Below are 26,730 nucleotides of genomic sequence, written 5' to 3' on the forward strand. Positions count from 1 at the left end.
CCCACCCGAGGAACGAACTCCGATGAGCTCCGCCGAAGGCGACCGTGACATCCAGCGCATCCTGATCGTCGACGACGAGCCCGCGGTGCGTGAAGCACTCCAGCGCAGCCTCGCCTTCGAGGGATACGACACCGAGGTCGCCGTCGACGGTGCGGACGCGCTGGAGAAGGCGACCGCGTACCAGCCCGACCTGGTCGTCCTCGACATCCAGATGCCCCGCATGGACGGACTGACCGCCGCCCGCCGGATGCGCGGCGCCGGCACCACCACGCCCATCCTCATGCTCACCGCCCGCGACACGGTCGGCGACCGCGTGACCGGGCTCGACGCCGGCGCCGACGACTACCTGGTCAAGCCCTTCGAACTCGACGAGCTCTTCGCCCGTATCCGCGCCCTGCTGCGCCGCAGCTCGTACGCGGCGTCCGTGGCGGGCGCCGCTCAGGACAACGAGGCCCTCTCCTTCGCCGATCTCCGCATGGACCTCGCCACACGCGAGGTCACACGGGGCGGGCGGCAGGTGGAGCTGACCCGCACGGAGTTCACGCTGCTGGAGATGTTCATGGCGCACCCGCGCCAGGTCCTCACCCGCGAGCAGATCCTGAAGGCCGTCTGGGGCTTCGACTTCGAGCCCGCCTCCAACTCCCTTGATGTGTACGTCATGTACCTGCGCCGCAAGACCGAGGCGGGCGGCGAGCCGCGCCTCGTGCACACGGTGCGGGGCGTGGGGTATGTGTTGCGATCGGACGGCGCGGAGTGACGAAGGGAACGGCAAGGTTCGTACGGCGCGTCCGGTCGCTGCCGATTCGCTCGCGCCTGGCGTTGCTGGTGGCGGCGGCGGTGGCGTTCGCGGTGGCGGCGGTTTCGGTGGCTTGCTGGTTCGTTGTGCAGGGGAAGCTGTATGACGAGCTGAACGACGATCTGACGACGAAGGCGGAGAGGTCGCAGCCGCAGGACATTCGCACGGTCCAGTCGCTTCTCGACCACTGCACCGACACTCCGTCGGACACGCCGGGCTTCCCGCAGCGGAACGACTACTACTTCCAGTTGGTCACGTCGGACAACACCTCCTGCGTCTACTCGAACTCCGCGGGCAAAGTGACGGTCGCCGACAGTGACACCGACGTGATCGAGTCGGGAAAGGGGCAATTCCGTGACGGCACCGACAAGGACGGCAAACACGTACGAGTGCTGACGGTGCCCCTGGTGGTCACAGTGGGCCCCAGCACCCCGAGTGTGTCCGACGACGCCGCCCTCCTCATCGCCTACCCCCTCAACAGCACCGAGTCCACCCTCAACGAACTGGCCCTGCTCCTCCTCGCCGTCTCCGGTATCGGAGTGGTGGGCGCCGGAGTGGCCGGCCTCTGGGTCGCCCGCGCCGGTCTCCGCCCCGTGGACCAACTCACGGACGCGGTCGAGCACGTAGCCCGCACCGAAGACCTGACCATCCGCATCCCGGTGGAGGACGACAGCGAGGACGAGATCGCGCGCCTCTCGCGCTCGTTCAACTCGATGACGGCTTCGCTGGCTTCGTCCCGCGACCTGCAACAGCAACTGATCGCGGACGCCGGCCACGAACTGCGTACGCCCCTGACCTCACTCCGTACGAACATCGAACTCCTGAGCCGCAGCGAGGAGACGGGCCGGGCGATCCCGCCCGAGGACCGCAAGGCGCTCCTGAACTCCGTGAAGGCCCAGATGAGCGAACTGGCGTCCCTGATCGGCGACTTGCAGGAGCTGTCCCGCTCGGACTCGGGCCAGCAGGGTGACCGCGTCCAGATCCTGGACCTCCAGGAAACGGTGGAGTCGGCGCTGCGCCGCGCCCGCCTGCGTGGCCCGGAACTGACGATCACGGCGGACCTCCAGCCCTGGTACGTACGCGCCGAACCGACGGCATTGGAGCGGGCGATCGTGAACGTCCTCGACAACGCGGTGAAGTTCAGCCCGGACGGCGCCACGATCGACGTGAACCTCAAGGCCGGCGAACTGACGGTCCGGGACCACGGCCCCGGCATCCCCACCGAAGACCTCCCTCACGTCTTCGACCGCTTCTGGCGCTCCCCGTCAGCCCGCGCCCTGCCAGGCTCGGGCCTGGGCCTGTCGATCGTGGCACGTACGGTCCAACAGGCGGGCGGCGAGGTGACTTTGACGTCGGCCGAGGGCGGCGGAACGGTGGCGACCATCCGGTTGCCCGGCGCTCCGACACCGCCGCCCATGCTGGACTGAGGCGGGCCGGGTAGGGCCGGTCTCAGCCCGCCTGTGACGGTGTCTGCTTCATGCCGTCGACCACGGCGCGGTTCTTGATGGCCATGGTGAACATCACCGTGCCGGGCTTGATCAGGGCTTCCTCTCCCTTGAGCTGCTTCACCTGGACGCTGCGCGTGCCAAGGTAGACATGGGTCTTCTTGTCGAAGATCCACTCCTCGCGCTGCCCACTCGTCTCGTCCAGCCGGGCCACCGCCACCCCGTGCCGACCGGCCGCGTCCACCGCGTCGTCGACGACGACGACGCCCGGAATCCTGGCGGCGGCCTCGAACAGTGCCGAGTAGAGCTCCGGCGGCGGGTAGCTCTCACCGAGCAGGTCACCGATGGTGGTGAAGGCCTGCTGATCGGGGGAGTTCCCCTGCCCCTTGGTCTCCTTGTAGATCTTGGCCAGCAGTGCGTCGGGGTCGGTGGTCAGCTTGGCCAGGTAGTCGTACGACGGGCTGCCCAGATGCGCCTTCGGGGTGTTGCCCTGCTCGTCGGGCAGGCTCAGGGTCTCGCCCTCCGGGCTGTCGTTGACGGCGGGGTCGATCAGCCAGCCCTTGACGCCGTCCGGGGAGTTCCAGATCTGGCGGCGGTGCAGTTCGTGGCTGGCCAGGCTGGTCTTGTCGTCGACGGTCTTCAGGAAGGTGTCGGCCAGCACGGACTCGATGTAGATGTACTGGCCGGGCTTGACGGTCGGGTGGTCGCTCTCGGCCACCGCCAGTGAGATCTGGTCGATCAGCTGGGGCACTCCCTTCGTGGTCGCGGTACCGAGGTCGGTGGTCAGGGCCGGGCCGGTGGCGACGCCGCTCTCCCGCACCCCTTCGCCACCGCCGAGTGTCACCATCCCGGCGACGACCACCGCGGACAGGGCGGCCGCCATCGCGGGCAGCGTGATCGCCGGGCGCGGCAGCCGGAATCGCCGTGTCTTCCCGGGCGCCGCCGTGGCCCCCGTGCGCTCTTCCCGCTCTTCCCGCTCTTCCCGCTGGATCTGCTCGTGGATCTGGGCCATCAGACGCTCCTTGTGGAACTCGTGGCGGCCCGTCGGCAGGTCACGCGCCGTCTGGGAGAGGAGCTGTGCCTCCTGGTCCCACTCGGCAGGGTGCTGCCGGGACGTGTTCGCGTTCATCGGTTTCCTTCCTGTGCGGGCCGGATCGCGTTCATGTGATCGCCTCTTGTCTGTCGGGCGGGGCGGGGGCCTTCCCGTTTTCCACGAACTTTCTCGAGTGCGGTTTCGGGAGCGGGGCGACCCAAGTCGCTTTTGGGACGCGCCAGTTGGGCCTCGGCGATCGCGCGCAGCTTCTTGCGGGCCCGGGAGAGCCGGGAGGCGACGGTGCCCACCGGGATGCCCAGCGCCTCCGCCGCTGCCTCGTAGTCGAGTCCCTCCCCCAGGCAGAGCGCGATGACCTCGCGCTCGGGTCTACGCAGGGCCGCCAGCGCGGTGAGGGCGGTGGCGAGGCGGCGCCGGTCGTCGACGCGGTCGGCGACCTCCTCGGCATGGTCGGGCACGGAGAGTTCCGCCGCAGCGGCGGCGTTCGCGGCGCGGCGGTAGCGCCGGTTGCTGCGGTACTGGTTGCGCGCCGTGTTCGTGGCGATGCCCAGCAGCCAGGGCCGTAGGGAGCCGCCCTCGGGGTCGACTCCGTCCCGCAGCCGCCACGCCTCCATGAAGGTCGCGGCCATCACGTCCTCGGCCGTCGACCAGTCCGCGGTCAGCCGGAACGCGTGGTTGTAGACCGCGCGGGAGTACGTGTCGAAGAGCTCGGCGTAAGCGCTCGAATCCCCGGCCCGTACCCGGGTTCGCATATGAGTGGTCACCTCTATGAGCTGTACGGCAGGAGGTGCCGCCTTCCCGTGACGTGCGTCACAAGGTGGTTGGGGTGGTTGGGGTCTGGTGGGGAAGTACTGGTCATGGCCACCCGTTGAGGACTCGCTGGTGATCGCGCGACGGATGTCGCCCACCGGTCAGATCTGGTTCTCGCCGCCGTCGCACACCAAAGAGGGCGACGCCGTCCGGCATCGCCCTCAATGCCTCCCGGTCACAGAAAGCAGTAGTGCGGGGTGCTCATGAACGCCACGCCACGGTTCTCCGAGCTTCAACGCGCCTCGCGCCACCGCCGACATTATGAGATACGGCCCGGGCCCGGTGCACGAGACGATCGGGCGGCGAGGTGACGTTGCCACCGGCAGAGGGCCGCGGCACGGTGCGATGATCCGCTTGGCGGGGGCGTCCGCGGCCCCCGGCGTCGAAATCTGAGCCGGTCATGAAGGCTTGCGGAACTGTTCGATCAGCGCCGCGTAGCCGTTGTCGCGGTGTCCCTCGGCCGCTGCCCGGTCGGTCAGCGCCTTGATGAGCCTTGGGAGTTCGGCGTTGACGCCGAGGAACTCGCTCTCGTTGATGAGGTGGTCCATCGCGGCCAGTTGAGTGTCGATGGTGGCGTCGAGGGCTGGGTACGCGCCGTCGTCGATCTGTTGCGCGTAAGCGGGCAGCCAGTCGCTCACGGTCTCGATCCCCTTTTTCGCGAGCGGGGCGAACGTCCCGGCGTCGACCCCCGCCGCGCCGAGCAGGGCGGCACCTTGGAGGAAGCCGTTCCCGATGCTCCACATCAGGCTCAGCACAGCCACTTCATACACCGCCGACAGGCTGTGGTCGTCGCCGAGGTGCGTCGTTTCCGCGGCGAGGCTCTTCAGGGCCGACTCGTGCCGGTCGAAGGCAGCCCGCGGCCCGCTGCAGACGATGACGGCGTCCGCCGTGCCGATGGCCTCAGGTATGGCCATGATCGCGCCGTCGAGGTAGGTGCTCCCCTGCCGTGCCGCCCACTCGGCGGTCTCGCGGGCCTGTGCCGAGGTTCCCGAGGTCAGGTTCACCAGGACCCGGCCGTCGAGGACCTCGCCCACCGGATCGAGGAGTTCGTGCACGGCGTCGTAGTCCGAGACGCAGACGACCACGAGCGGACTGGCCGCGACAGCGTCACGGGCCGAGTCGGCGAGCCTCGCGCCCTTGGCGACAAGCTGGCCGGCCTTCGCCGCCGTGCGGTTCCACACGGTCGTGGGGTAGCCGTCGCGCAAGAACGCTCCGGCCAGCGCCTGGCCCATCAGCCCCAGGCCCATGACCGTCACGGAAGTGTGGCTTGCATCGCGATTCTTCATCATGTGCTCCCCTCCAAGTGGCTTGGCAGTCATGGAAGAATCCTCAACGTTCATACTGGTATGAAGGTCAAGGGGGATTGAGCGTGCTGATCGGGGAGTTGAGCCGGAAGACCGGGGTCCGCGCGCATCAACTGCGCTATTACGAGGCACAGGGCCTGCTCGAGCCGAGCCGCGGCGCCAGCGGCTACCGCGAGTACGCCGACAACGCCGTCCTGACCGTGGCGCAGATCAGGAAGCTGCTCGACGCCGGACTGTCGACCGAGGAAATCAGGTTCCTGCAGCCCTGTGTCACCGGCACGGCTCCTGACCTCGAGCCCTGCCCCGAGCTCCTGGAAGGCCTAAGAACACGCCTGCGCGCGCTGGACGAACAGATCGACACCCTCACCCGCTCCCGCCAGGCGCTCCGTGACTACGTCGAGGCCACCGAACGGCGGGTGCCACGGGACAGCCGTATGTCCGGAGCGGAGTGATCTCACCCCGCTCCGGACATGGATCCCGCCGCTGGACCAGGACGGACTGGTCCGCGCCCTGACGGGCGGGACGACGAGTGTCGTACGGGCTGGGACGCCTGCCGCGGTCCCGGCGACCTGACGCCGGAGCTCACCCCGCAGAAAGACCGCTGCCGACGCGATTTAGGCTGGGGCCTTGAACAGGGGGAGCGGGCAGTGCGAGTGGAGCGAATAGAGCGGCACCGGGTCGGTGAGGCGGCGGTCTCGGCCGTACGCGAGGACTTCACCAACCGCATCGGCTCGCAGGTCCGGTCGATGTCGAAGGCCGGCCCGGTGACGTCGTACGAGTGGTGGACGCTGGCCGAGGAGTTCGTCGACTACCTGGGTGCGCTCTCTGTCGAGACGCCTGATCTCCACACCCCGGAGGCGAAGGCGGTGCTGCAGGACGCCGCCGAGGCCGCCGCCGGAACCGTGGCGTACGCGGCGTACTACCCGCACAACCACTTCCAGGTCTTCCTCAACTACGTCAACTGGGGCATGGTCTACGACGCCGGGTCCGAGGGCAGCGCCGAGTCGGTCACCGCTGCTCAGTGGCTCGACGCCTTCTGCCTGGCCGTTCTCGCCGACAAGGCCCAATGGCACGGCGAGGCATTCCACTTCGCCCGGGAACAACCCCAGAAGGGCAACGCCGGATGCCCCGACGCCGAGCTGATCAACGGCTTCATGGCATACGTCATCGGCGACACCGGAGACGACGACACGAACCACCCCCCGTCCCGCGAGGAGAAGCTGGCCGCAATCAACGCGGCACTGGCCCGAATCTGGCTCCTGGACGCCGAGGTGACCGAAGACCTGCTCGACCGGCCACACACCACCGCGCTGTACGCCCTGCGGGCCCTCACCGTGGGCGACCAGGAAGCCTTCGGCACCGCGGTCGTGAGTCTCCTCCTTCCGCACGCCGCCCTCCCCGGCCAGAGCGCTTCCCCGAGCACCCTGCTGCCGCTTCTCCCCCTCGCCCTGACGGCCCTCGCCCACCGCCGCGAGGGCTGGCCGCTCCCCGTCGACACCGACTACCTCCCGCACGCGCTGGTCACCGGTTTCGAGACCGCGCCGCCGAGGGTGGGTCCGTACGGCCGTGACCGGCGCGCGGACGCGATCATCGAACTGGCCCACGGTGTGGTCGAGTTCGAACGTCCCGTGGATCCGCAGCCGCTGACCCTCGAGAGCGCGGCCCAGTTCGAGCGGTTCACCAGGGAGGCCTTCACGCCGGCGCCCGGCGAGCGGCTCGCCGTCTGGCAGTTGGCGCACGCGATGACCGACCAGGAGATCCTCTTCAAGACCCGCGCCTCGCACTCCGCCGACGTCACGGACCTCCAGCTCGGAAACCTGCGGCTCGCCGCGGAGTTGGGCGCCGCGCTCTTCCGTACGACCCTCGCGGAACCCGGCGCCGACGTCGAGCTGACGATCGACGGTACGACGGTGAGGTATCCCGCGGGCCTCGACGAGGAAGCCGCGCCGGACTCCTGGCACAAGGCCGTCGACTTCGCCCTGATCACGGGCCGCCGCGAGGACCTGGCACCGCTGGTCCTCGCCGGCCCGACGCGCGCCCGCAAGGACGGGTCCCTCTTCGCCTCGTACCGTGAGGCCCTGCACGACTACCTGCGCGGCGAGGACCCGGAACCCGCAACGGACCGCGCGCTACGGGACTACGAGAAGGCGAAGAACCAGACCTTCCTCCCGCCCCCGGCCGTCCTCTTTTCCCAACTCGTCGAGGGCGACGAGGAAAGCTTCAACCTCGCTCTTCTCGACGCTCTGGAAGCCCATCGCGACCACCACCGGGTCGCCGACCGCGCAACGGACTGCGACGCCGTGATCAACCTGGACATCCTGGCGCTGACCTGCCATGCGCGTCGTCGGGGCTGGAACATCCGGGTCACGTCCCCGTATCTGCCGACGCGGGTGCTGCTGGCGGCGGAGCCGTTCTAGAGCCCGTCGCGTGCCCGAGCGGAGGGGGTCGACGAGGTGGAACAGACGGTCAAGGCCATGGCCGAGGGCGGCACCGAGGGCACGGTCTTCCGCGACGGGGACGGCAACGCCTACGACGCCGACAACCAGCCGATCGATCTCGTGGCCCTCTGACGCCGCGAACCGGCCGCCCGGGCTCTCCCCCCTCGGGCCACCCAGTCGTCCGTATGTCCGGGGCGGAGTGAGATCACTCCGCCCCGGACATGCGTTCCCCCGTTCTCCCCCGGCAGAGGAACGAACGACACTCACGCTAGGCATCGCCGGCGATCCGTGCCACGTCACGTGTGCACGGTTACCGGGGGTCGCGCCCACCCGGTGCACGGGCGGCGCCCCTCACGCACAACCGGAGGGGCGAATTCGTCAGCCGTGCACAGGGCGGGACGGCAGGAGAGGGCGGCCCGTCGTGGCGTGGAGGGCGAAGGCCAACGGGCGCACTCCGCTCAGTACGTGTTCGTCGTCGTCCGGGAGGGTGTCGCCGTCCAGGTCCAAGGTGAGTTCGCGTTGGATGAGGGGGGCAGCGGTGCGGAGGTGAGCGCGTACCGTCGCGGGGGAGAGGTCCAGAGCCGTGGCCGTCGACTCCACGTGGGTGTCGTTCTCCAGCCAGGCGCGCAGGGTGCGTGGGAGGTCGCGGGGGTCGTCCTTCAGCGGGCGCAGGAACGACTCCGCCCAGGCCCGTACCTCGGGTACGGACACCATCGCCACGAAGTCGGCCTCCGGGTCGGTCGAGAGGTCGTCGTGGCCGTGCGCGATGACGATCTTGAGGGCTCCCGAGACCACGATCTGGTTCAGGACGCTGTCACGGTCGAGGCCCAGCAGGTCGAAGCAGGTGTTCATGCGGTGCGTCACCGTGTTGCGGTGGATGCCCAGCAGACGGCCGGCCGCCTTGTGCCGGACCTCCAGGCCCAGGTCCAGGGTGCGCAGCAGCTGATCGCGGCGGCTCATGGGCAGGGTCAGCAAGGGGTGCAACAGCGTTCCGGCCCAGCGGCGTGCCGTCTTCGGGGGCAGTACGTCCACGAGATGCATCCGGTCTTCGGCGAGCGCGACCCGGTCGGGCAGCCGGCTCGCCTGCGCGAGGGCGTTACGGGCCTCCTCGTAGGCGTCCGCGACGTCGCCCAGCTCCCGCACCCGGCTGCCGCCCATACGGTGGCTGGGCAGCGAGGTGACGATCCGTCGCAGTGCTTCGGCCGTCTCAGAAGTCGTCCCCGAAGGCGTCCCCGAAGCCATACCTGAAGGCATGTCCGAAGGGTCGTACGTGTTCCCGGGGGCGGCGTCGCGCGCCGGGTCCACCACGATCAGGTGGTTGAAGACCGGGCAGCGCACCAGCAACGCGTGGTCGGCGACCGCGCGTTCACCGAGCCGGGCGGTGATCTCCCGGTCCTCGTCCGCACAGTCGATCACGTACACCCGTACGGACTCCATGTCGAGCAGTCCCGGTGCGAGCGGCGCCATCACTCGCTGGGCGGCGGCCTCCTCGCCGATCATGAGCAGCTGGAAGGCGCTCAGCTTCAACTCCCGTACCGTGTCGGCCACTTGGTGGTGACGCCGGCCCGCCTGGTCGATCAGGCCCAGCACCTTGGCCGCGTGCCGCGTCAGATCGGTCCCGGCATCGTCGAACGGGCGGCGCGCGGTCACCGCAAGCACCGTGCCCGAACCCGCGCCGGCGAGCGGCACGAACCTCGTGTTCGGCGACGGGGCACCGGACGGCTCCACGCTCCGGGCCATCAGCAGCGGCGCGAACGTCACCGGCGCCGTCGTCGGCGCCGCGGCCAGCACACCCCGCTGCGGATCGCTGACCAGCACCTCCCCCTCCAGCGCCGCCGCCAGCCAGTCGGCGACCCGCTGCATCACCGCCACGTCCGCGTCGTCGAGCCGGTCCGGAAGCCGGTGCAGCAGGGCGGCGAGCTGTTCGGCCTGCCACTCCGCGTGCCGGCGGCGGTATTCACGCAGCCGCGGGGCCAGTTCGCTCCACTGCTGGAGCGACTTCGTCGTGGTCAGCAGCGGCAGGTTCAGCCGGGCCGCCGAAATGCGGATCGCCGCCGGAACGGACGCGGCCCCGTGCCGGTCGACGGCCACGACAAGGGCCGTGGCCCGCTGCCGTGCCAGCTCCCGCAGCAGCCGCTCGGCCGCCTGCTTGGCCTTGTCCTTGTCCTCGCCCGACTGCCGGTCGGCGGGCCCGTCCCCGAACGGGCGGATCACCACCAGCTCGTCGCCGACATCTCCGAGCGGATCCCGGTGCCATAAGGTCCCCCGCAGCACCCGTACGGCATCGACGACCCGGTCGGCGGCCGGCAGGCTGCCGTCGACGATGCGCAGCGAGAAGTCAGGCTCCGCGCACAGGTCGCCCAACGTGAGCATGACGTCCTCCCTCCGGGATGCCCGGTGGCCTCCGGCGGCCTTACGGTTCGCGAAGTCCCTTGGGCTTCGTGAAGTTGTGCGAAGGGTCATTGTCGCCGAGTCGACTTCAGGAAGCCACACGGGATCGGGACGCCCCGCACCTTTGCGCAGCCGCAGTCCCCTCACGGTGTCCACCGCCCTGGCCGTCACCGGCCTCGCGGCCACCGCCGGGCCCGTCGGCGCGGCCCGGGCGGCCCGAGCGGCCCGAGCGGCCCGAGCGGCCCGAGCGGCTCGTCCAACGTCTGGGGAGTGGACTCCGGCAACACGGACCTCATCCCCGACGGCACCCCGACGGCCGCGAGGACAAGATCCAGGAGAACCTGGCCCCGGCGAGTTGCGCCAAGTGACACAGCCTGCCGCCCTCCACAGCAGCGTGCCTCCGCCCGATCCTGAACTCGGGCGGAGGCACGCTCAGTTGATACCGGAGATCATCCTCCGACCGACAACCCCTCCCCCGTGACCCGCACCCGGATCCCGTCCTTCTGTACGCGTACGTCCTGCAGTCGTACGTCCCCGTCCGACGGTTTCGGGAGGCGGAAGCCGAGGGAGAGGCGGTCGACCAGGACCGGGCGGGTGAGCTGGGTGAGGCCGTCGAGGAGGGCCGGGTCGAAGCCGAGGCGCTTCAACAGCGCCGGGTTGTCCACCGCGGCGTCGATGAGGTTGAGGTTCATCGCCTCGCGGGCGAAGTCCGCGGAACCGGTGAGTTCGGCGAGCTTGGTGTCGTCGCGGAGTGCCTCCTGGACCGCCGACTGCGGTACGCCGAGGCGTTGGACGATCGCGGGGACCGAGAGCAGCGCCTTGGCCTTCTTGGTCTCCTTGGCCAGGCGCTCGGCCGACGTGGGCGTCAGATGCAGGCCCTCGGAGGAGCGGGAGCCGGGGCGGTAGGTCGCCAAGTTGCCGATGTCCAGGCGCATTCCGTCGATCTCGGTGGAGATCCCGCGGTCCCCGTCCCGCTGGATCCGCGCGTCGGCGCGCAGCCGCAGATCCTGCCCGGCGACGGGCAGCGTGCCGCGCGCCCGCACCTCGTCGGTGCCGTGACCGGTGAACGTGACCTGGGATGCGCCGAGTTCACGGTTCAGGTCCGCGAACGAGAGCAGCACCTCGCCCTGCAACCGGGGGATGGTGGCGCCGCGTATGGAGGTGGGGCCGCCCTCGATCCGTATGCCCGTGGCCGTGGCCGACACCTTGGCCAGGGAGACCCGGTCCGCCGCCACGTCCGGCACGGTCACCTTCACCGTGTCGACCCGGCTGTCGGCGAGCTGGGTGAGGAAGGGGAAGCCGCCGATCTCGACCTCGGGCGCGGCGCTCAGGTCGAGCTGGTCCTTGAGCTTGTCGGCCGCCGCGTGCTCGGCGTAGAGGAGGGCCCAGCGGTCGGCGAGGGTCAGGAACGCCGCGAGGACGACGAGCCCGATCACGGCCTTCAAGGCAAGTGGCAGGCCCGCGAAGCGGTTTCGGCGGCGACGGGTGCGGGCGCCCCGGCGGTGGTTGGGCGGGACCCAGTCCTCGCCGGTCTCATCGGAGTCCTCACGATCTTCGTAGTCGTCGTGCTCCTCATGCAGGAACTCCTCCAGTGGCCCGTCGTCCAGGGCGCCGAGCTCGTCGTACGGGTTCGTGTAGGGAGGCGTCGCTGCGGGATGCGTCTCTATGGGGTGGGGGGTACGCATCAGCTCATCTCACCATGCGTACCGACCCCACCCGCAAGCTGTACTGCTAGTAAGGGAGATTCCTCACGGTCGTCACTGCACCACCGTGATCCGGTTCGCCGCAGGCGGCGAAATCGGGTTCGTGGCCGAGGAGTTCGCTGTGAGGTACTTCTCCAGGGCCGTCAGGTCGTCGGAGCCGACCAGGTCGTTCGTGCCCTGGCCCAGCGTGGTGAAGCCGTCGCCGCCGCCCGCGAGGAAGCTGTTGGTCGCGACACGGTAGGTGGCGGCCGGGTCGATGGCGGCGCCGTTCAGCTTGACCGAGTCGGCGACGACACGGTCCGCGCCGGTCTTCGTCAGGTCCAGGGTGTACGTCAGGCCCGAGGAGACCTGGAGGACCTTCGGCGCGGCCGCGTTGACGCCGGTCACCTGCTCCTGGAGCACCTTGATGAGCTGCGCGCCCGTGAAGTCCTGCAGGTTCACCGTGTTGGCGAACGGCTGCACGGCGAAGCCCTCGGCGTACGTGACGACCCCGTCGCCCTCGGCACCCTTCGCCGCGTACGTCAGACCCGTCCGGATGCCGCCCGGATTCATCAGCGCGAGATCGGTCTCGGGGTCGAGCTCCTTGCCGTGCGCGAGCTGCGCGTCCGCGATCAGGTCGCCGAGCGGGGACTCGGTGCCGGTGCTGGGGATGTCGGCGGAGATGTGGCCGATGGCGCGGTTGCCGATCGGCGCCGCGAGGGTGTTCCACTTCTTGATCAGCTCGGTCATGTCGGCGGCCTTCGCGACATCCCGGGTGACCACGTGGTTCGCGGAGTCGACGGCCGTACGCGCGATGTCGCCGGTCCAGCGGTCGTACGTCAGCGTCGTGTCGGTGTAGAGCCGGCCGAAGGACGCGGCCGAGGTGACCGTACGCGGCTTGCCCGACGGGTCGTTGATCGTGCAGGCGTACGCGGTGTGCGTGTGGCCGGTGACCAGGGCGTCGACCTTCGGCGTGATGTTCTTCGCGATGTCCACGATCGGGCCGGAGATGCCGTCGCCGGCGCCCGGGGAGTCACAGTCGTAGTTGTACGCCGTGGACGCCGGGAAGCCGCCCTCGTGGATCAGCGCGACGACCGACTTGACGCCCTGCTTCTCCAGCAGTTTGGCGTACTTGTTGATCGTCTCGACCTCGTCCTTGAACTTCAGGCCCTTGACGCCCTCCGCGGAGACGATGCCCGGGGTGTCCTCCAGGGTCACGCCGATAAAGCCGACCTTGACGCCGTTCTGCTTCCACACCCAGTAGGGCTTGAGGATCGGCTTGCCGGTCTTCTCGCCCAGGACGTTCGCCGCGAGGTAGGGGAAGTTCGCGCCCTCGAAGGTCTCGCCGTCGTTGTAGCAGCCGTCGGTGGGGTGGCAGCCGCCGTTCTGGAGGCGGGCCAGTTCCTTGGCGCCCTCGTCGAACTCGTGGTTGCCGACGCTCGTCACGTCCAGGTCGAGCTGGTTCAGCGCCTCGATGGTGGGCTCGTCGTGGAAGAGCCCGGAGATCAGCGGGGAGGCGCCGACCATGTCGCCGCCGGCCGCGGTGATGGAGTAATTGTTGCCCTTACGGGCCTGGCGCAGATGCGTCGCCAGGTACTCGACACCACCGGCGTCGATCGTCTTCGTCGTCCCGTCCTCGTGCACCTCGGTGACCCGGCCGGAGGAACCGGCCGGCGGCTCCAGGTTGCCGTGCAGGTCGTTGAAGGACAGCAGCTGTACGTCCTGGTAGCGGCTCGGCTTCTGATAGCCGCCGGGCTTCTTGCTCTTGGTCTCGCCCGCTGCCGCCGGCATGGCGGCGAACAGTGCGCCGACGGTGGCGACTCCGGCGGCAGCCGCGATCAGACGCCTGGTCCGGCGTCTGCGTTGGTGCGGCTGGGGTTTGGCTGACATGTGCCCCCCTGTGGGTCGGCTGAGTTCTGGGCGCAGCCTAGAGTCAACGCGCGTAGCGCGAACAGGGGTTCAGGGTTACGGACTGGTTGCCATCGGGATCATTTCGACATGAAGGGGACGGGCTGCCACGCCCGGCGTCCCGTTTGAGGGGCGCGGGCCCGAAAGGAGCACGGGCCGAAAGGAGCGCGGGGCTGTGGCATATGCGGCTCCGCCGCGATGGGACCCGCTCATGGGGGTCCCCCGCTCGAGCGCAGCCGAGCGAGGGGGAGCGACCAGCCACAACGGACCCGCAGAGTCGAACCCGCACCTCCAGCGGAGCGCTTCGCTTCGCACCGCATATCCAGTGGGGGCGCGAGCCCCTTACTCTCGTACTCATGACCAGCGACGACACGGCACCGGCCGTCCCTATTCGCACCCTCGACACCCTCTCCGAGCTGACCCTCGAGCAGACCGAGGACGTGCTCGCGCTCCTCGCGGAAGCCGCCCGGACCGACGGTCAGCAGGCGGTGTCGGAACAGGGGCGGCTGCAGCTGACCGGAGGCCCGCGGGTGGGCGTAAGGCATCTGCTGCTGAGCGTCCAGGGGCAGCTCGTCGGGTACGCCCAGCTCGAGGACACCGACCCCGTCGAGGCCCCGGCCGCCGAGCTGGTCGTCCATCCGGCGCATCGCGGGCGCGGGCACGGACGCGCGCTGGGCAGCGCACTGCTCGGGGAGTCCGGCAAGCGACTGCGGGTCTGGGCCCACGGCGGTCACTCCGCCGCACGCCACCTCGCCCAGGTCCTCGGCCTCACCCTGTTCCGCGAACTGCGCCAGATGCGGCGCCCGTTGACCGACTTCGACCTGCCCGAGCCGAAGCTCCCCGAGGGGGTGAAGGTACGCCCCTTCGTCCCGGGCGCGGACGACGCGGCCTGGCTCACGGTGAATGCCGAAGCCTTCGCCCACCACCCCGAACAGGGCTCCCTCACCCAACGCGACCTCGACGACCGTAAGGCCCAGCCCTGGTTCGATCCTTCCGGCTTCTTCCTCGCCTTCCGCGGCGACGAGTTGATCGGCTTCCACTGGACGAAGGTCCACGCGGAGGAGGGCCTGGGCGAGGTGTACGTCCTGGGCGTACGCCCCGGCGCCCAGGGCGGCGGCCTGGGCAAGGCCCTCACCACGATCGGACTCCGTCATCTGGCGGCCCAGTCCCTGCCCACAGCGATGCTGTACGTCGACGCGGACAACACGGCCGCGGTGTCGGTGTATGAGCGGCTGGGGTTCGTGACGTACGAGGCGGATCTGATGTACCGCACGGAGTCCTGACCGGACCGACCGCACGCGTCCTAACCGGACGGGGTCCCGAAGGGCGCCGACCCCCGCAGCTTCCGCGCCCGTACGGGTTCCGTGCAGGCCATCACTCCTGCCAGGGCCGCCGCGGCCAGGAGCCCCGCCCACCGTTCGTGGGCGCTGTCCCAGCGCGGGTCGGCCGGGGCCACGAAGAGCGCCCAGTCGTCGGGCAGCAGCAGGGCCGCGGCGAGCGCGGTGAGCAGCAGTGCGGCCGATACCGCGGCTCCCGGCCGGCTCGCGTCGGTGTACCGCACGGCCGCGCTCGCCGCGGCGAGCGCGAACACGGCGGTGGCAGCCGCCTCCAGGGTGACGGCGCCGGCCGGGGGCCGCGCCTCCTCCGGTACGAGGAGCAGCGCGGCCGTCCAGCAGAGCGCGGCGAACGGGGCCACGAGGGCCACCCTCAGCCCGGTGCGCACCGGGCGCCGGGTCGGCACGGCGGAAGTGGTGTGCCGGGCCGGGTCGTCCAGCAGGAACGCCAGACCGAGGGCGAGAGCGAGCGCGGCGCCCCGCAGCAGGTAGAGGGAGAGCACCGGGTCGGGTTCGCCGGACTGCACCCGAGGGGTGCCGGCCATGACGAGCGCCAGGGCGCCGCCTGCCGTGAGCGCGCCCCAGGGCAGGGTGCGCCATACCGGCGGGACGAGGTCAACGGCCGGGAGGAGTGCGCGCCCCGCGGCGGCTACTCCTACTCCTGCTCCTCGCATGAGTCACCGTCCGCTCCCTTGTCCGCGGCCGGCACATCCAGCAGTTCCGCCACCCGTGCCATCGACGTCTTCGGGGAAGTGAGCTCCGTCCAGTGGGCCTTCACATTGCCGATGACGTCGTAACGCGGCATCTGGAGCAACTCCCGTACGATCCTGGTGTGTTCGGCACTCATGAACAGGGGTTCCGTGGGCGCCAGCACGGTGTCGGAGCCGGAGACGCTGTCGTCGAGACGGACGTTGCGGAACGCGGTCATCGGGTCGGGATCCGCGCCCAGCGCCAGCCACATGGCCGTGACCAGGCGTGCGTCGCACAGGGTGCTCGCGGCCTTCTCGTCGCCCGCCACCAGTACGGACGCGACGCCGACCGCGAATTCGGGGATCCGGTTGCCGCCCCAGGCCGTGAGCGCGGTCACGTGTCCGCGCTCGGTGGACGGGGCGAGGGCGGGGTCGTCGTCCAGCCCGTAGCGGGCGTCGATGCGCTGCCGTACGGTCAGCCGCTCGCCCCCGGCGGCACCACCCGCGAGGTTCTGGACGCGGTCGGCCACCGCGGCCCAGTCGGCGGTGCGGCCCGTCCACTCCGGGAAGGCGCAGTACGTCGACCGGTCGTGCTCGACGCACGTCTGGACCTTCTCCGGGGTGAGCGACACCCGTTCGCGGGCCGCGGTCACCTCGGGTGAGGGTGAGACGCCCCCGGACTGGGCGACCGCACCCAGCACCGCCAGGGCCAGCGCCCCGACGACGACCTGCTTGACGACGACCGCGCGCCCGCCGCTGACCAGCACCGCGAGAGCCGCCGCGAACAGGCCGAGCCCGAGGAGGTACAGGGCGTGCCAGGCTGCGGGGCGGCCCAGCAGGTCGGAGGGGAACGGAGTGCTGCCGCTCTCGGTGACGACCGGGGCCAGCCACGCCGTCCAGTCGTCGCCCGAAATCGCTCCGACGACGAAGAGCAGAAAGACGAGAAGGACAGGCCCGGCGAAGGAGGAGCGGATCACGCGAGCGACGAAGACGCCGAGCACGCCGAACAGCAGGACCGTCAGCGGGCCCACGGACAGTTCGGCGGGCGAACCGTGCCCGACCGCACCGGGCTTGAGCGCCTCCCAGGTGAACTGCCCGAGGACACACGCCGCGGTGAACAGGACCGCCGGGACCAGGGACAGCACATGGGCGATGGTGCGCCGCCACGGCTCGACGACCAGTACGTCGAAGTGGCGGTCCGTGTCGTGCCGATGGGAGCGCAGGACGGCACGGTTGACGACCAGCATGACCGCGAGGCCGAACAGCATCGGCATGCTCTGCGTGTCCCGGTCGACGTTCTGGAGCACCGGGTAGTCGTCGCCGTTCAGAACGATCCCCCACAAGATCCAGCCGACATACACGATCGCCACGGCGATGACGGAGATGTGCAGGCGCAGCTCACGCGCCTCGAAGCGGGCGAGGGCGAACGTGGCCGCCCAGGGGCGTGGCGGGTGCGCCGGCTCGACGGCCCGGGCGGGTGTCTCGAGTATCGTGCTCACGCCGCCGCCACCTCCGCGCCCGCCGCGCCGCCCGTGCCCTTGCCGCTCTCGCCGTCGAGGGTGAGCAAGTAGCCGTCCTCCAGGGTCGGTTCGACGAGTTCGGCCCCCTTGGGCGGGTCGCCGACGTTGCGGAAGGAGCCCGTGCCGGTACGCCAGCCGGCCAGCGCGGCCGGGTCACGTTCCGTGCTGCTCCACACCCGGCCCGCCGCCCGCGCGGTCAGCTCGGCCGGGGTGCCCTCGAAGCGGACGCTGCCGCGGGCCATCACGATCACGCGATGGCAGAGCATCGCCACGTCCTCGGTCTGGTGGGTGGACAGGAGCACCGTCCGCCCCTCCCCCGCCTGCGCGATCAACTCCCGGAACCGCATGCGCTGTTCGGGGTCGAGACCGACGGTCGGCTCGTCGAGGACGAGGAAACCGGGGTCGCCGACGAGCGCGGCGGCCAGCGCGACCCGCTGGCGCATACCGCCGGAGAGCTTCTTGATGCGCTTGTTCCGCACGTCGGACAGGTCGACGGCATCCAGCACGCGCCGCACCTCCCGGTGCCGGGCCCCGCGGTCCCACTGCTCCTTGAGGATCGCCACGTAGTCGACGAACTCGAAGGCCGAGAAGTCCGGGTGGAAGCCGGGCGATTGCGGCAGATACCCGAGGGCACGCCGGACGTCCAGCCTCCCGGCCGTCGTCCCCGGGTCGTTCCCGAGCACCGTGAAGGCACCCCGGTCGGGCGGCACGGCGGTGGCCAGCACCCGCAACAGCGTCGTCTTTCCTGCCCCGTTGGGGCCCAGCAGCCCGGTCACGCCCTCCGTCAGCCGCAGGGAGACGTCGTCGAGGGCGGCTGTGCCTCCATAGCGGAGGGTCAGCCCGGCGGCGGAGACCGTGGGGGCCGTAGGTGGGGCGGTCATGCGGGACTCCTGTGGAAGAGAACGAAGACGAAGGGAAGGAAGGAGAGGAGGGCGAAGAGGAAGTAGGCCCTCACCCGTCATCCCCGCCGCTGCTGGAGGATCCCCGGCCGCTGCCGGACCGCGTGAGAACGACAGCGGCGAAATGGAGCAGCTCGACAACGACCTTGGCGGCCATGAGCGCCCCGGCCTTGAGCAGCACGACCCACCTGCGGGAAGAGCTCGAAGTGGCAGCAGCGGACATCACACAACACCTCCGTCTGAGAAGCCCCCGAACGGCACATGCGCGGACGAGGAGTCGAATCGGTCCCGTACGAGATAGAGCAGCCCGGCGGCGAGGGCTGCGACCGCACCGGCGACGCCCTGCCCGGCCGCCGTGAACGGCGCGAGCGTCTCGTCGCGCGCGGCAGTCGCGTGCGCCACCGACAGCAGCGCGATCCAGGTCCCGCCGACCAGGGCGGGCGCGAGGACCGGGCCCAGCCGGGCCGTCAGCGCGAGCCCCGTCGCGGTGAGGGCGAGCGCGGGCAGCAGCCAGGCCAGGGCGCGCAGCCCGTACGCGGGCAGGGCGAGGGTCGCGAGCCCGTTGAGGAGGAGCCCGACGCTCAGGACGGCGACCGTCCGGATCATCAGCAGCCGGAAGCCGTGCAGCGGAGAGACGACGGCCATCTCGTACGTCGGGTCGAGCGAGGGCCCGTACGACAGCGCGACCCCCGCGAGCGGGAGCAGCGGCGCGAGCACCAGGAACAGCGTCGGCGAGGAGCCGGACTGTGCCGAGTAGGCCGCCGCCACCGTCATCAGCAGCACCGCGGCGATCGCCAGCAGCCAGGAACGGCGGAGCACGGGCGCGGCTGTCAGCAGCCGCGCCGTGTGGTCGGCGACACCGATCCGCACCAGCAGCGACTCCAGTAGCCCCGGCCGAGGCGCGTCCAGCTCGGCGTCCAGCCGCTCCCAGCTCTCGGCCAGCGCCACTGGGTCGCCGACCTCGGTCAGCACGGCCCGGCAATCGGCGCAGGCGGCGAGGTGCGTGTCGGCGGACCAGAGCGCGGGCGGCGCCAGTTCGCCTCGTACATAGGCACGGAGATCGTCCTTGGCTACATGCCAGCTCATGCCAACTCCTCCCGCAGCTGCTTGCGGGCCCGCAGCGCCCGCGTCTTGACCGTGCCGGGCGGAATGCCCAGCAGGACGGCCGCTTCCCGGGTGGTCAGCCCGTCGATGACCGTGGCCTGGAGAACGGCCCTGAGCTCGGGCGACAACCGAATCAGGGCGCCCGCGAGGTCCCCGTGCTCAACCCCCGCGAGCACGCGCTCCTCCGCGGACGCCTCGTCCCGGTGCCGCAGCCGGGCGAGCGCCTGCCGCAACCGGCCCCGTGCCCCGTCGCCCCGCAGCTCGTCGATCAGTCGCCGCGAGCCGATCCGCCACAGCCACCCCGCCACATCGCCGTCCTTCCGGTACCGGGCGCTGCCCCGCCACACGGCGAGGAACGTCTCCTGCACGACGTCGTCGACGACCCCGGCATCGGAGCACCGTCCGCGCAGCCGCGCGGTGAGCCACGGTGCGTACCTCCGATGCAGCTCTTCGAAGGCGCGCCGGTCCCCGTCCGCCGCGACCGCCCGCAGCAGCTCCCCGTCGCTTCTCGTTTCCCTCACGCCCCTTCATCGGACGAGCCCCGCCGATCGGTTCACGGGATTCCGGAAAACCTTGGCACCCGCGACCCGCCCTGTTCCGGTCCCGCCTTTTCCTTGACATGAACCCGCACCCTGCACCACCCTTTCACTACTCAATTAGTGAAAGGGTGGTTGTTGTGGTCGCGTACCGCATCGACCGGCGCAGCGGCGTCGCCACCTACGTGCAGATCGTTCAGCAGACCAAGCACGCGCTGCGCCTGGGCCTGCTCGAACCCGGCGACAAGCTCCCCACGGCCCGTGAGGTCGTGGAGGCCACCGCCATCAATCCGAACACCGTCCTGAAGGCATATCGCGAGCTGGAACGCGAGGGTCTGGTCGAGGCGCGGCGCGGCCTCGGCACGTTCGTACGACGCTCGCTGGGCGCCGCCCCGGCCGACTCACCACTGCGAGCGGAGCTGACCGCGTGGGCGTCCCGGGCCCGCGAGGCCGGGCTCGACCACGACGACGTGGCCGCACTCTTCGCCGCCGTACTCGACGAGCAGTTCAAGCACATAGAGGGAGAACGGACATGACGGACACCGCCATCGAGGCGGTCGCGCTGGGCAGGAAGTTCGGTCGGCGACAAGGGAAACGGGCGCTGCGCGACTGCGCCTTCCGGCTCCCGGCCGGACGGGTCTGCGCGCTCGTCGGCCCCAACGGCGCCGGCAAGTCGACCCTGCTCGCCATCGCCGCCGGACTGCTCGGCCCGACCGAGGGCGCGCTCACCGTGCTCGGCACCGGCCCCACCGAGGCCCGCACGCGTATCGCGTACGTCGCCCAGGACAAGCCCCTCCACCCCCAGCTCACCGTCGCGGCCACCCTGCGCCTCGGCCAGGAGCTCAACCCCGGTCGCTGGGACGCCACCGTGGCCGAACGGGTCGTCAGGCAAGGGGACCTGGACCCCAAGGCCCGCGTCCGCTCGCTCTCCGGCGGCCAGCGCACCCGCGTCGCGCTCGCCCTGGCGCTCGGCAAGCGGGCCGAACTCCTCCTCCTGGACGAGCCGATGGCCGACCTGGACCCGCTGGCCCGCCACGAACTGATGGGCACCCTGCTCGCCGAGGCCGCCGAGAACGGCACCACGGTGGTGATGTCCTCGCACGTCGTCGCCGAACTCGAGGGCTCCTGCGACTTCCTCCTGCTGCTCGGCGCCGGCCGGGTTCGCGTCGCGGGCCCCCTGGAGGACCTGCTCGCCGCGCACACCCTGATCACCGGCCCGGCCGACGCCCTCGCGGATCTCGCCCGGCACACCGTCGTCGAGTCCCGCACCTCTGGCCGCCAGACCACCGCCCTCGTCCGCCAGGCCGGCCCGCTCGACGGCCCCTGGCAGACCGCCGCGCCGTCCCTCGAAGAGCTGGTCCTCGCCCACCTCCGCAGTCCGGACGCCCCGGCGCTGCTCCTCGACCCCACCGCCGCCCAGGAGGCCACCGCATGACCGCCGTCGCCGCAGCCCCGGCGGCCGCCCGCCGCCGGGCACCGCTCACTCCGCACGGCCTGACCTGGGCGGTGCTGCGCCTGCACCGCACGGCGCTGTACGTCGCGGGCGCCTCACTCGTGGCCTTCGCGGCCGCCATGGTCTGGTTGTACGTCGTCGGGGACGACGCCCGTGCGGCCAACAGGGCCTGCGGGGCACCCCGCGCCTGGGTGCCCTCCTGCGAGCAGTTCACCGAGCTCGCCGACAGCTACGGCTCCGTCCTGTCGCTGACCACCACGGCCCTGTCGTACCTGATGTTCCCCGTCGCCGCCTGGGCGGGCGGCGCCCTCATCGGCCGGGAGCTGGAGAGCGGCACCGCGCTGCTGGCCTGGACCCAGTCGGTCACCCCGCTGCGCTGGCTCGCCGCCAAGCTCGCCGTCCCGGCGCTGCTGCTGACCGCAGGCACCACTGCGGCGGTCCTGCTGAACGTCTGGGCCCGGCAGGACGAAAACCCCGACCTGGCCAGGGACTGGTACTACCCCGACGTCTTCGTCTCCACCGGGCCGGTCGCCGTCACCTACGTCCTCGCGGGCCTGGCCCTCGGCGCACTCGCCGGGCTGGCCACGAGACGGGCCCTGCCCGCCGCCGGCGTGGGTTTCGTCCTCACCCTGTTCCTCTACAACATCCTGGAGCGCTCCCGGGAGGACCTGTGGCCCACCGTGGAGAAGACGAGCAACACCTTCGGTGGGCTGCCGCGCTCCGCTTTCCAGGTGGAGAACGGGATGGTGCTCGTCTCCGGCGAGCGGGTGACGGGCGGCCACGTCTGCTCCCGGATGCCTCCGGGCTATGACTGCGTACCGGACGCGGACATCGCCGGGTACTACCGCGCCTTCCACCCGCCGTCCCACTTCTGGCCCCTGCAGTTCGTGGACGCCGCCATCGCGCTGGCCGTCGCCGCGCTCGCCACCGCCACCGCCTTCTGGCTCCTGCGCCGCCGGACCGGCTGACCCCCTGCACCCTTGTCCCGTACGCCCCTTGCGGGGGTAAGGGCGTACCGGCCCCCGGACGTGTAGACGTCCGGGGGCCGCCCCCCGCTATCCCGCACGTCATGTCGCCGTAACCATCGATTCAGACAGAGTTGCGACGCTCGGCGAATGACCCCCTCCGTCCCCGAGCCTTCGCCTCCCCCGGAGAACGAGCCCTCGCCTGTGCAGGAGACCAGGAGCCTTCAGTTCGTCGCCGCGCTCCCGCCCGCTTCTTCTGACGCGCCCGTTCCGGTTCCGGCACGGAACAATGGGTTCATGACCCAGCACGAAGTCCAGGTTCAGCACGCTCAGCCCTCCGTCGGCTCCATCGCCGCGCACCGCCCGCACACCGTGGCGGCCGTGGTCTCCGACCTGGAGCCCGACCTCGACGCCGACCTCGACGCGTACGAGGAGGCCGACGGCGCCGGCGCCCAGCTCCCGCAGAACCGGTTCCTGGACCGGGAGCGCAGCTGGCTCGCGTTCAACGAGCGCGTTCTGGAGCTCGCCGAGGATCCGAGCACGCCCCTCCTGGAGCGGGCGAACTTCCTCGCGATCTTCGCCAGCAACCTTGACGAGTTCTTCATGGTCCGCGTGGCAGGCCTGAAGCGGCGTATCGCGACCGGCGTCGCGACCCGCTCGGCCTCCGGTCTGCAGCCGCGTGAAGTGCTGGAGATGATCTGGGCCCGCTCCCGCGAGCTCATGGCCCGGCACGCCGCCTGCTACCAGGAGGACGTCGCCCCCGCGCTCGCGGAGGAGGGCATCAACCTGGTCCGCTGGAACGAGCTGACGGAGAAGGAGCAGGCCCGTCTCTTCACGCTGTTCCGCAACCAGATCTTCCCGGTCCTGACCCCCCTCGCGGTCGACCCGGCGCACCCCTTCCCCTACATCTCGGGCCTGTCCCTCAACCTCGCGGTCGACCTCCGCAACCCGATCTCCGGTCACCGTCACTTCGCTCGCGTGAAGGTCCCGCCGCTGCTCTCCCGCTTCCTGGAGGCTTCCCCCGGCCGCTACGTCCCGCTGGAGGACGTGATCTCGGCACCCGCCCACCTCGAGGAGCTCTTCCCGGGGATGGAGGTCCTGGAGACCCACATGTTCCGGGTCACCCGCAACGAGGACCTGGAGGTCGAGGAGGACGACGCCGAGAACCTGCTCCAGGCCCTGGAGAAGGAGCTCATGCGGCGCCGCTTCGGGCCGCCGGTGCGCCTGGAGGTCGAGGAGTCCATCGACCCGTACGTCCTCAATCTCCTCAGGCGCGAGCTGAAGGTCTCCGAGGCCGAGGTGTACCCGCTGCCCGGCCCCCTGGACCTCACCGGCCTCTTCGGCATCAGCCGTCTCGACCGGCCCGAACTGAAGTACCCGAAGTTCGTCGCGGGCACCCATCGCGATCTCGCCGAGGTCGAGTCGGCGTCCGCGCCGGACATCTTCGCCGCCCTGCGGGAGCACGACGTCCTGCTGCACCACCCGTACGACTCCTTCTCCACCTCCGTGCAGGCCTTCCTGGAGCAGGCCGCGACGGACCCGGACGTGCTGGCGATCAAGCAGACGCTGTACCGCACCTCCGGCGACTCACCGATCGTGGACGCTCTCATAGACGCCGCCGAGTCCGGCAAGCAGGTCCTCGTCCTGGTCGAGATCAAGGCACGCTTCGACGAGCAGGCCAACATCAAGTGGGCCCGCAAGCTGGAGGAGGCGGGCTGCCATGTCGTGTACGGGCTCGTCGGCCTGAAGACGCACTGCAAGCTGTCGCTGGTGGTCCGCCAGGAGGGCGAGACGCTGGCCCGCTACTCCCATGTGGGCACGGGAAACTACCACCCGAAGACGGCCCGCCTGTACGAGGACATCGGCCTGCTGACCGCCGACGCCCAGGTCGGCGCGGACCTCTCCGACCTCTTCAACCGGCTCTCCGGCTACTCCCGCCGCGAGACCTACCGCCGCCTCCTCGTCGCCCCCAAGTCCCTGCGCGACGGCCTGATCGCACGGATCAACAAGGAGGCGCAGCACCATCGCGCCGGACGTCCCGCGTACGTGCGTATCAAGGTCAACTCGATGGTGGACGAGGCGGTCATCGACGCCCTCTACCGCGCCTCCCAGGCGGGCGTCCCGGTGGACGTGTGGGTGCGGGGCATCTGTGCGGTGCGGCCCGGCGTGCCCGATCTGTCCGAGAACATACGAGTACGTTCCGTCCTCGGTCGCTTCCTCGAACACTCCCGCATCTTCGCTTTCGGCAACGGCGGCGAGCCGGAGGTGTGGTTCGGCAGCGCCGACATGATGCACCGCAACCTCGACCGCCGGATCGAGGCCCTGGTCCGGGTCAAGGACCCGGCCCACCGGGCCTCGCTCAGCCGGCTCCTCGAGACCGGCATGTCCGACAAGACCTCCTCCTGGCACCTCGGCCCCGACGGCGAGTGGACTCGCCACGCGGCCGACGGCGACGGACAGCAGCTGCGCAATGTCCAGGAGATGCTCATAGACGCCCGGAGGCGCCGGCGTGGCAAAGCAACACCTTGACCCTGCGGCCGGCCCCGTGGCCGGGGACACCCTGGAGGCCTACCTTCAGGCCCAGGCCACGGAGTTCCTCCGCGCGCTGCGCCAGCACCGCGAGACCGGCGGCACGTCGTCCAACGGCGGCGGCAACGGCACGGAGGAGACCGTCGACGCGGCCCGCGCCCTGCGCCGCTCGGCCCGCCGCATCAGCGGCACGCTCCACACCTTCCGCCCGCTCCTGGACACGGACTGGTCGGAGGGCATGCGCCCCGAACTGGCGTGGTTGTCGGGCACGTTGGCGCGCGAGCATGCGTACGCGGCTCGCCTTGAGCGGCTGTTGGGGGCACTGAACCGGCTGTCCGGCTGCTCCCCGATCCCAGCACAGGCGGCGTCAGAACCGCGTCAGGAGAAGAGCACCCTCACCGTGGGCGCGGCAAAGGCGGGCGCCCTCCTGGAACGCCAGATGACCCTGGCCCGTACACGCGCCCACTCGGCGGCCCTGCAGGCACTCGGCTCCAGCCGCTTCCACGCCGTCGCGGACAGCGTCGCCGTGCTCGCCAGCGAGGTCCCGCTGACCCCCGCCGCGACCAGCGCCGACCTCAAGCCGCTCGCGGCAGCCGCGGAGGACCGCCTCACCGACGCCATCACCGGACTGCCTCTGGTCAGCGCGGGCCACCCGTACAACGCGGAAGCCCTCGTCCACGGCCTCTCCGCGGACCCGGCCCCGCATCCCCAGGACGCCCCCTGGCACCAGGTCCGCCTCCTGCTGCGCCTGCACCGCTACGCCCGCGAGGTCATGTACGGCTCGGAATCCCCCGTAGACGTACGCCTGTTGAACGCCGGCCAGGCCCTGGACCGGCACCGTGACGCGGCGGAAGCGGCCACGGCGGCGGCATCGGCGGCCCGCACCCCGCGGATTGCCCCGGCGACGGCGTACGCGCTCGGGGTGCTGCACGCGGATCAGCGACACGAGGTGGAAGCGGCCAGGTTCGCGTTCCGGCAGGCCTGGTTAAAGGAGACAGTCGGTACTTCGTGACCCAGGGAGGGACTGTGCAGACGACCAACGGCATCCCCGTCATCGCGGCGGGCTGCGTCCTGTGGCGCCGCTCGCCCGTCGACAGTGAAAGTGAACTGGAGATCTGCCTGGTCCACAGGCCGAAGTACGACGACTGGTCGCACCCCAAGGGCAAGCTGAAGCGCGGCGAAGACCCGCTCGCGGGAGCGGTACGGGAAGTCGAGGAGGAGACCGGCTTCGATTGCGTGCCCGGCCCCCGGCTGCCCACGGTGTGCTACTTGGCCAACGGCCGCCCCAAGGAAGTCAGTTACTGGGCGGCCGAGGCGACCGAGGGCCACTTCACACCCAACGACGAAGTGGACCGCCTCCGGTGGCTTCCTCCGGTCGCCGCCAAGGAGCGGCTGACGCAGCCTCGCGATCAAGTGTTGGTGGACGAGTTGCTGACCGTCCTGCGCCACGCGTAGCGCTCCGCTACCGGCGGCCGTCCTCAAGGGGACCGGGGCTAAGCCCCGAAGCGGGTCTGCGGGCGCAGCCCCTGCCGGGATCCTGGGGCGGAGCCCCGAAGGGGGTCCTGGGGCGGAGCCCCGAAGCCGGTCTGCGGGCGCATCCCCTGGCGGGATCCTGGAGCGGGGCGCCCAGCGGAAGCCTGGGGCGGAGCCCCAAAGGGGCCTGGAGCGGAGCCCCGAAGCCGGTCTGCGGGCGCAGCCCCTGCCGGGATCCTGGAGCGGGGCGCCCAGCGGGAGCCTGGGGCGGAGCCCCAAAGGGGCCTGGAGCGGAGCCCCGAAGCCGGTCTGCGGGCGCAGCCCCTGCCGGGATCCTGGGGCGGAGCCCCGAAGGGGGTCCTGGGGCGGAGCCCCGAAGCCGGTCTGCGGGCGCATCCCCTGG

23 protein-coding genes are annotated in these 26,730 nt (G+C 70.8%); 11 read left to right on the plus strand and 12 right to left on the minus strand.

The genetic code is table 11. The features are described 5' to 3' along the window. Positions 1-22 precede the first annotated feature (22 nt). Both ACFYO0_RS43390 and ACFYO0_RS43395 read left to right on the plus strand, forming a co-directional pair. Entirely contained in the window at positions 23-757 is a 735-nt protein-coding gene (locus ACFYO0_RS43390; RefSeq protein WP_388687307.1) for a response regulator transcription factor, read from the plus strand. Next, positions 754-2,223: a sensor histidine kinase gene (locus tag ACFYO0_RS43395; RefSeq protein WP_388687309.1), complete on the plus strand. Its 1,470-nt coding sequence runs from the start codon at positions 754-756 to the stop codon at positions 2,221-2,223. The genes ACFYO0_RS43390 and ACFYO0_RS43395 overlap by 4 nt, the downstream gene beginning before the upstream one ends. Before the next feature lie 22 nt (positions 2,224-2,245). Here ACFYO0_RS43395 and ACFYO0_RS43400 read toward each other — a convergent pair whose 3' ends face one another. The 3 genes from ACFYO0_RS43400 to ACFYO0_RS43410 all read right to left on the minus strand — a co-directional run bounded on the left by ACFYO0_RS43400 (position 2,246) and on the right by ACFYO0_RS43410 (position 5,388). Further along, positions 2,246-3,370 carry a CU044_5270 family protein gene (locus tag ACFYO0_RS43400; protein ID WP_388687311.1) on the minus strand — a complete coding sequence of 375 codons (1,125 nt, stop codon included), beginning with the start codon at positions 3,368-3,370 and terminating at the stop codon, positions 2,246-2,248. After that, the gene (locus ACFYO0_RS43405; RefSeq protein ID WP_388687313.1) at positions 3,367-4,044 is read right to left on the minus strand and encodes an RNA polymerase sigma factor; all 678 of its coding nucleotides are present in this window, start codon (positions 4,042-4,044) and stop codon (positions 3,367-3,369) included. Before ACFYO0_RS43405 ends, ACFYO0_RS43400 begins: the two co-directional genes overlap by 4 nt. Positions 4,045-4,500: 456 nt before the next feature. After that, the gene (locus ACFYO0_RS43410) at positions 4,501-5,388 is read right to left on the minus strand and encodes an NAD(P)-dependent oxidoreductase (RefSeq protein ID WP_388687400.1); all 888 of its coding nucleotides are present in this window, start codon (positions 5,386-5,388) and stop codon (positions 4,501-4,503) included. A gap of 83 nt (positions 5,389-5,471) precedes the next feature. On the opposite strand from ACFYO0_RS43410, the gene ACFYO0_RS43415 reads away from it, so the two are divergent. Next, on the plus strand, positions 5,472-5,858 hold the full coding sequence (locus ACFYO0_RS43415) for a MerR family transcriptional regulator (RefSeq protein ID WP_386353943.1): 387 nt from the start codon (positions 5,472-5,474) through the stop codon (positions 5,856-5,858). Positions 5,859-6,053: 195 nt separating this feature from the next. After that, positions 6,054-7,823, plus strand: coding sequence for an Imm49 family immunity protein (locus ACFYO0_RS43420; RefSeq protein ID WP_388687315.1), 1,770 nt, complete (start codon positions 6,054-6,056; stop codon positions 7,821-7,823). 399 nt (positions 7,824-8,222) lie between these two features. On the opposite strand, the gene ACFYO0_RS43425 is transcribed toward ACFYO0_RS43420, so the two are convergent. The 3 genes from ACFYO0_RS43425 to ACFYO0_RS43435 all read right to left on the minus strand — a co-directional run bounded on the left by ACFYO0_RS43425 (position 8,223) and on the right by ACFYO0_RS43435 (position 13,807). Beyond that, positions 8,223-10,217: a hypothetical protein gene (locus ACFYO0_RS43425; RefSeq protein ID WP_388687317.1), complete on the minus strand. Its 1,995-nt coding sequence runs from the start codon at positions 10,215-10,217 to the stop codon at positions 8,223-8,225. A gap of 467 nt (positions 10,218-10,684) precedes the next feature. Next, a complete protein-coding gene (locus ACFYO0_RS43430; protein WP_388687319.1) occupies positions 10,685-11,920 on the minus strand; it encodes a DUF2993 domain-containing protein in 1,236 nt (411 codons plus the stop codon). A 72-nt stretch (positions 11,921-11,992) separates the two neighbouring features. Beyond that, positions 11,993-13,807 carry a bifunctional metallophosphatase/5'-nucleotidase gene (locus ACFYO0_RS43435; RefSeq protein ID WP_388687321.1) on the minus strand — a complete coding sequence of 605 codons (1,815 nt, stop codon included), beginning with the start codon at positions 13,805-13,807 and terminating at the stop codon, positions 11,993-11,995. Between the two features lie 374 nt (positions 13,808-14,181). Between ACFYO0_RS43435 and mshD the strand changes: the two genes are divergently transcribed. Then, the gene (gene mshD, locus ACFYO0_RS43440) at positions 14,182-15,108 is read left to right on the plus strand and encodes a mycothiol synthase (protein ID WP_388687323.1); all 927 of its coding nucleotides are present in this window, start codon (positions 14,182-14,184) and stop codon (positions 15,106-15,108) included. 20 nt (positions 15,109-15,128) lie between these two features. On the opposite strand, the gene ACFYO0_RS43445 is transcribed toward mshD, so the two are convergent. The 6 genes from ACFYO0_RS43445 to ACFYO0_RS43470 all read right to left on the minus strand — a co-directional run bounded on the left by ACFYO0_RS43445 (position 15,129) and on the right by ACFYO0_RS43470 (position 19,892). After that, entirely contained in the window at positions 15,129-15,833 is a 705-nt protein-coding gene (locus ACFYO0_RS43445; protein WP_388687325.1) for an ABC transporter, read from the minus strand. Next, a complete protein-coding gene (locus ACFYO0_RS43450) occupies positions 15,815-17,347 on the minus strand; it encodes an ABC transporter permease (RefSeq protein WP_388687326.1) in 1,533 nt (510 codons plus the stop codon). The genes ACFYO0_RS43445 and ACFYO0_RS43450 overlap by 19 nt, the downstream gene beginning before the upstream one ends. Then, entirely contained in the window at positions 17,344-18,249 is a 906-nt protein-coding gene (locus tag ACFYO0_RS43455) for an ABC transporter ATP-binding protein (RefSeq protein ID WP_388687328.1), read from the minus strand. The genes ACFYO0_RS43450 and ACFYO0_RS43455 overlap by 4 nt, the downstream gene beginning before the upstream one ends. Positions 18,250-18,319: 70 nt before the next feature. Then, positions 18,320-18,490: a hypothetical protein gene (locus tag ACFYO0_RS43460; RefSeq protein WP_388687330.1), complete on the minus strand. Its 171-nt coding sequence runs from the start codon at positions 18,488-18,490 to the stop codon at positions 18,320-18,322. After that, the gene (locus ACFYO0_RS43465; protein ID WP_388687332.1) at positions 18,490-19,353 is read right to left on the minus strand and encodes a zf-HC2 domain-containing protein; all 864 of its coding nucleotides are present in this window, start codon (positions 19,351-19,353) and stop codon (positions 18,490-18,492) included. The genes ACFYO0_RS43460 and ACFYO0_RS43465 overlap by 1 nt, the downstream gene beginning before the upstream one ends. After that, positions 19,350-19,892 carry an RNA polymerase sigma factor gene (locus ACFYO0_RS43470; RefSeq protein ID WP_388687333.1) on the minus strand — a complete coding sequence of 181 codons (543 nt, stop codon included), beginning with the start codon at positions 19,890-19,892 and terminating at the stop codon, positions 19,350-19,352. Before ACFYO0_RS43470 ends, ACFYO0_RS43465 begins: the two co-directional genes overlap by 4 nt. 155 nt (positions 19,893-20,047) lie before the next feature. Between ACFYO0_RS43470 and ACFYO0_RS43475 the strand changes: the two genes are divergently transcribed. The 6 genes from ACFYO0_RS43475 (at position 20,048) to ACFYO0_RS43500 (ending at position 26,309) form a co-directional block, all read left to right on the plus strand. Beyond that, entirely contained in the window at positions 20,048-20,443 is a 396-nt protein-coding gene (locus ACFYO0_RS43475; protein ID WP_388687335.1) for a GntR family transcriptional regulator, read from the plus strand. Then, a complete protein-coding gene (locus ACFYO0_RS43480) occupies positions 20,440-21,342 on the plus strand; it encodes an ABC transporter ATP-binding protein (RefSeq protein WP_388687336.1) in 903 nt (300 codons plus the stop codon). Before ACFYO0_RS43475 ends, ACFYO0_RS43480 begins: the two co-directional genes overlap by 4 nt. Next, a complete protein-coding gene (locus ACFYO0_RS43485; protein WP_388687338.1) occupies positions 21,339-22,328 on the plus strand; it encodes a hypothetical protein in 990 nt (329 codons plus the stop codon). Before ACFYO0_RS43480 ends, ACFYO0_RS43485 begins: the two co-directional genes overlap by 4 nt. A 147-nt stretch (positions 22,329-22,475) precedes the next feature. After that, positions 22,476-24,854 carry an RNA degradosome polyphosphate kinase gene (locus tag ACFYO0_RS43490; RefSeq protein WP_388687340.1) on the plus strand — a complete coding sequence of 793 codons (2,379 nt, stop codon included), beginning with the start codon at positions 22,476-22,478 and terminating at the stop codon, positions 24,852-24,854. Next, positions 24,835-25,866, plus strand: a complete 1,032-nt coding sequence (locus ACFYO0_RS43495; protein ID WP_388687342.1) for a CHAD domain-containing protein — start codon at positions 24,835-24,837, stop codon at positions 25,864-25,866. Before ACFYO0_RS43490 ends, ACFYO0_RS43495 begins: the two co-directional genes overlap by 20 nt. Before the next feature lie 14 nt (positions 25,867-25,880). Then, a complete protein-coding gene (locus ACFYO0_RS43500) occupies positions 25,881-26,309 on the plus strand; it encodes an NUDIX hydrolase (protein ID WP_388687344.1) in 429 nt (142 codons plus the stop codon). Positions 26,310-26,730 lie beyond the last annotated feature (421 nt).

The sequence above is a fragment of the Streptomyces sp. NPDC006365 genome, assembly GCF_042870755.1.
Taxonomy (GTDB): Bacteria; Actinomycetota; Actinomycetes; order Streptomycetales; family Streptomycetaceae; genus Streptomyces; species Streptomyces xiangluensis.

Coding starts and splice junctions, on each gene's coding strand:
- ACFYO0_RS43390 (WP_388687307.1), top strand. CDS start 23: ATGAGCTCCGCCGAAGGCGACCGTGACATCCAGCGCATCCTGATCGTC.
- ACFYO0_RS43400 (WP_388687311.1), bottom strand. CDS start 3,370: ATGAACGCGAACACGTCCCGGCAGCACCCTGCCGAGTGGGACCAGGAG.
- ACFYO0_RS43405 (WP_388687313.1), bottom strand. CDS start 4,044: ATGCGAACCCGGGTACGGGCCGGGGATTCGAGCGCTTACGCCGAGCTC.
- ACFYO0_RS43410 (WP_388687400.1), bottom strand. CDS start 5,388: ATGAAGAATCGCGATGCAAGCCACACTTCCGTGACGGTCATGGGCCTG.
- ACFYO0_RS43425 (WP_388687317.1), bottom strand. CDS start 10,217: ATGCTCACGTTGGGCGACCTGTGCGCGGAGCCTGACTTCTCGCTGCGC.
- ACFYO0_RS43430 (WP_388687319.1), bottom strand. CDS start 11,920: ATGCGTACCCCCCACCCCATAGAGACGCATCCCGCAGCGACGCCTCCC.
- ACFYO0_RS43435 (WP_388687321.1), bottom strand. CDS start 13,807: ATGTCAGCCAAACCCCAGCCGCACCAACGCAGACGCCGGACCAGGCGT.
- mshD (WP_388687323.1), top strand. CDS start 14,182: ATGACCAGCGACGACACGGCACCGGCCGTCCCTATTCGCACCCTCGAC.
- ACFYO0_RS43445 (WP_388687325.1), bottom strand. CDS start 15,833: ATGCGAGGAGCAGGAGTAGGAGTAGCCGCCGCGGGGCGCGCACTCCTC.
- ACFYO0_RS43455 (WP_388687328.1), bottom strand. CDS start 18,249: ATGACCGCCCCACCTACGGCCCCCACGGTCTCCGCCGCCGGGCTGACC.
- ACFYO0_RS43460 (WP_388687330.1), bottom strand. CDS start 18,490: ATGTCCGCTGCTGCCACTTCGAGCTCTTCCCGCAGGTGGGTCGTGCTG.
- ACFYO0_RS43465 (WP_388687332.1), bottom strand. CDS start 19,353: ATGAGCTGGCATGTAGCCAAGGACGATCTCCGTGCCTATGTACGAGGC.
- ACFYO0_RS43480 (WP_388687336.1), top strand. CDS start 20,440: ATGACGGACACCGCCATCGAGGCGGTCGCGCTGGGCAGGAAGTTCGGT.
- ACFYO0_RS43485 (WP_388687338.1), top strand. CDS start 21,339: ATGACCGCCGTCGCCGCAGCCCCGGCGGCCGCCCGCCGCCGGGCACCG.
- ACFYO0_RS43490 (WP_388687340.1), top strand. CDS start 22,476: ATGACCCCCTCCGTCCCCGAGCCTTCGCCTCCCCCGGAGAACGAGCCC.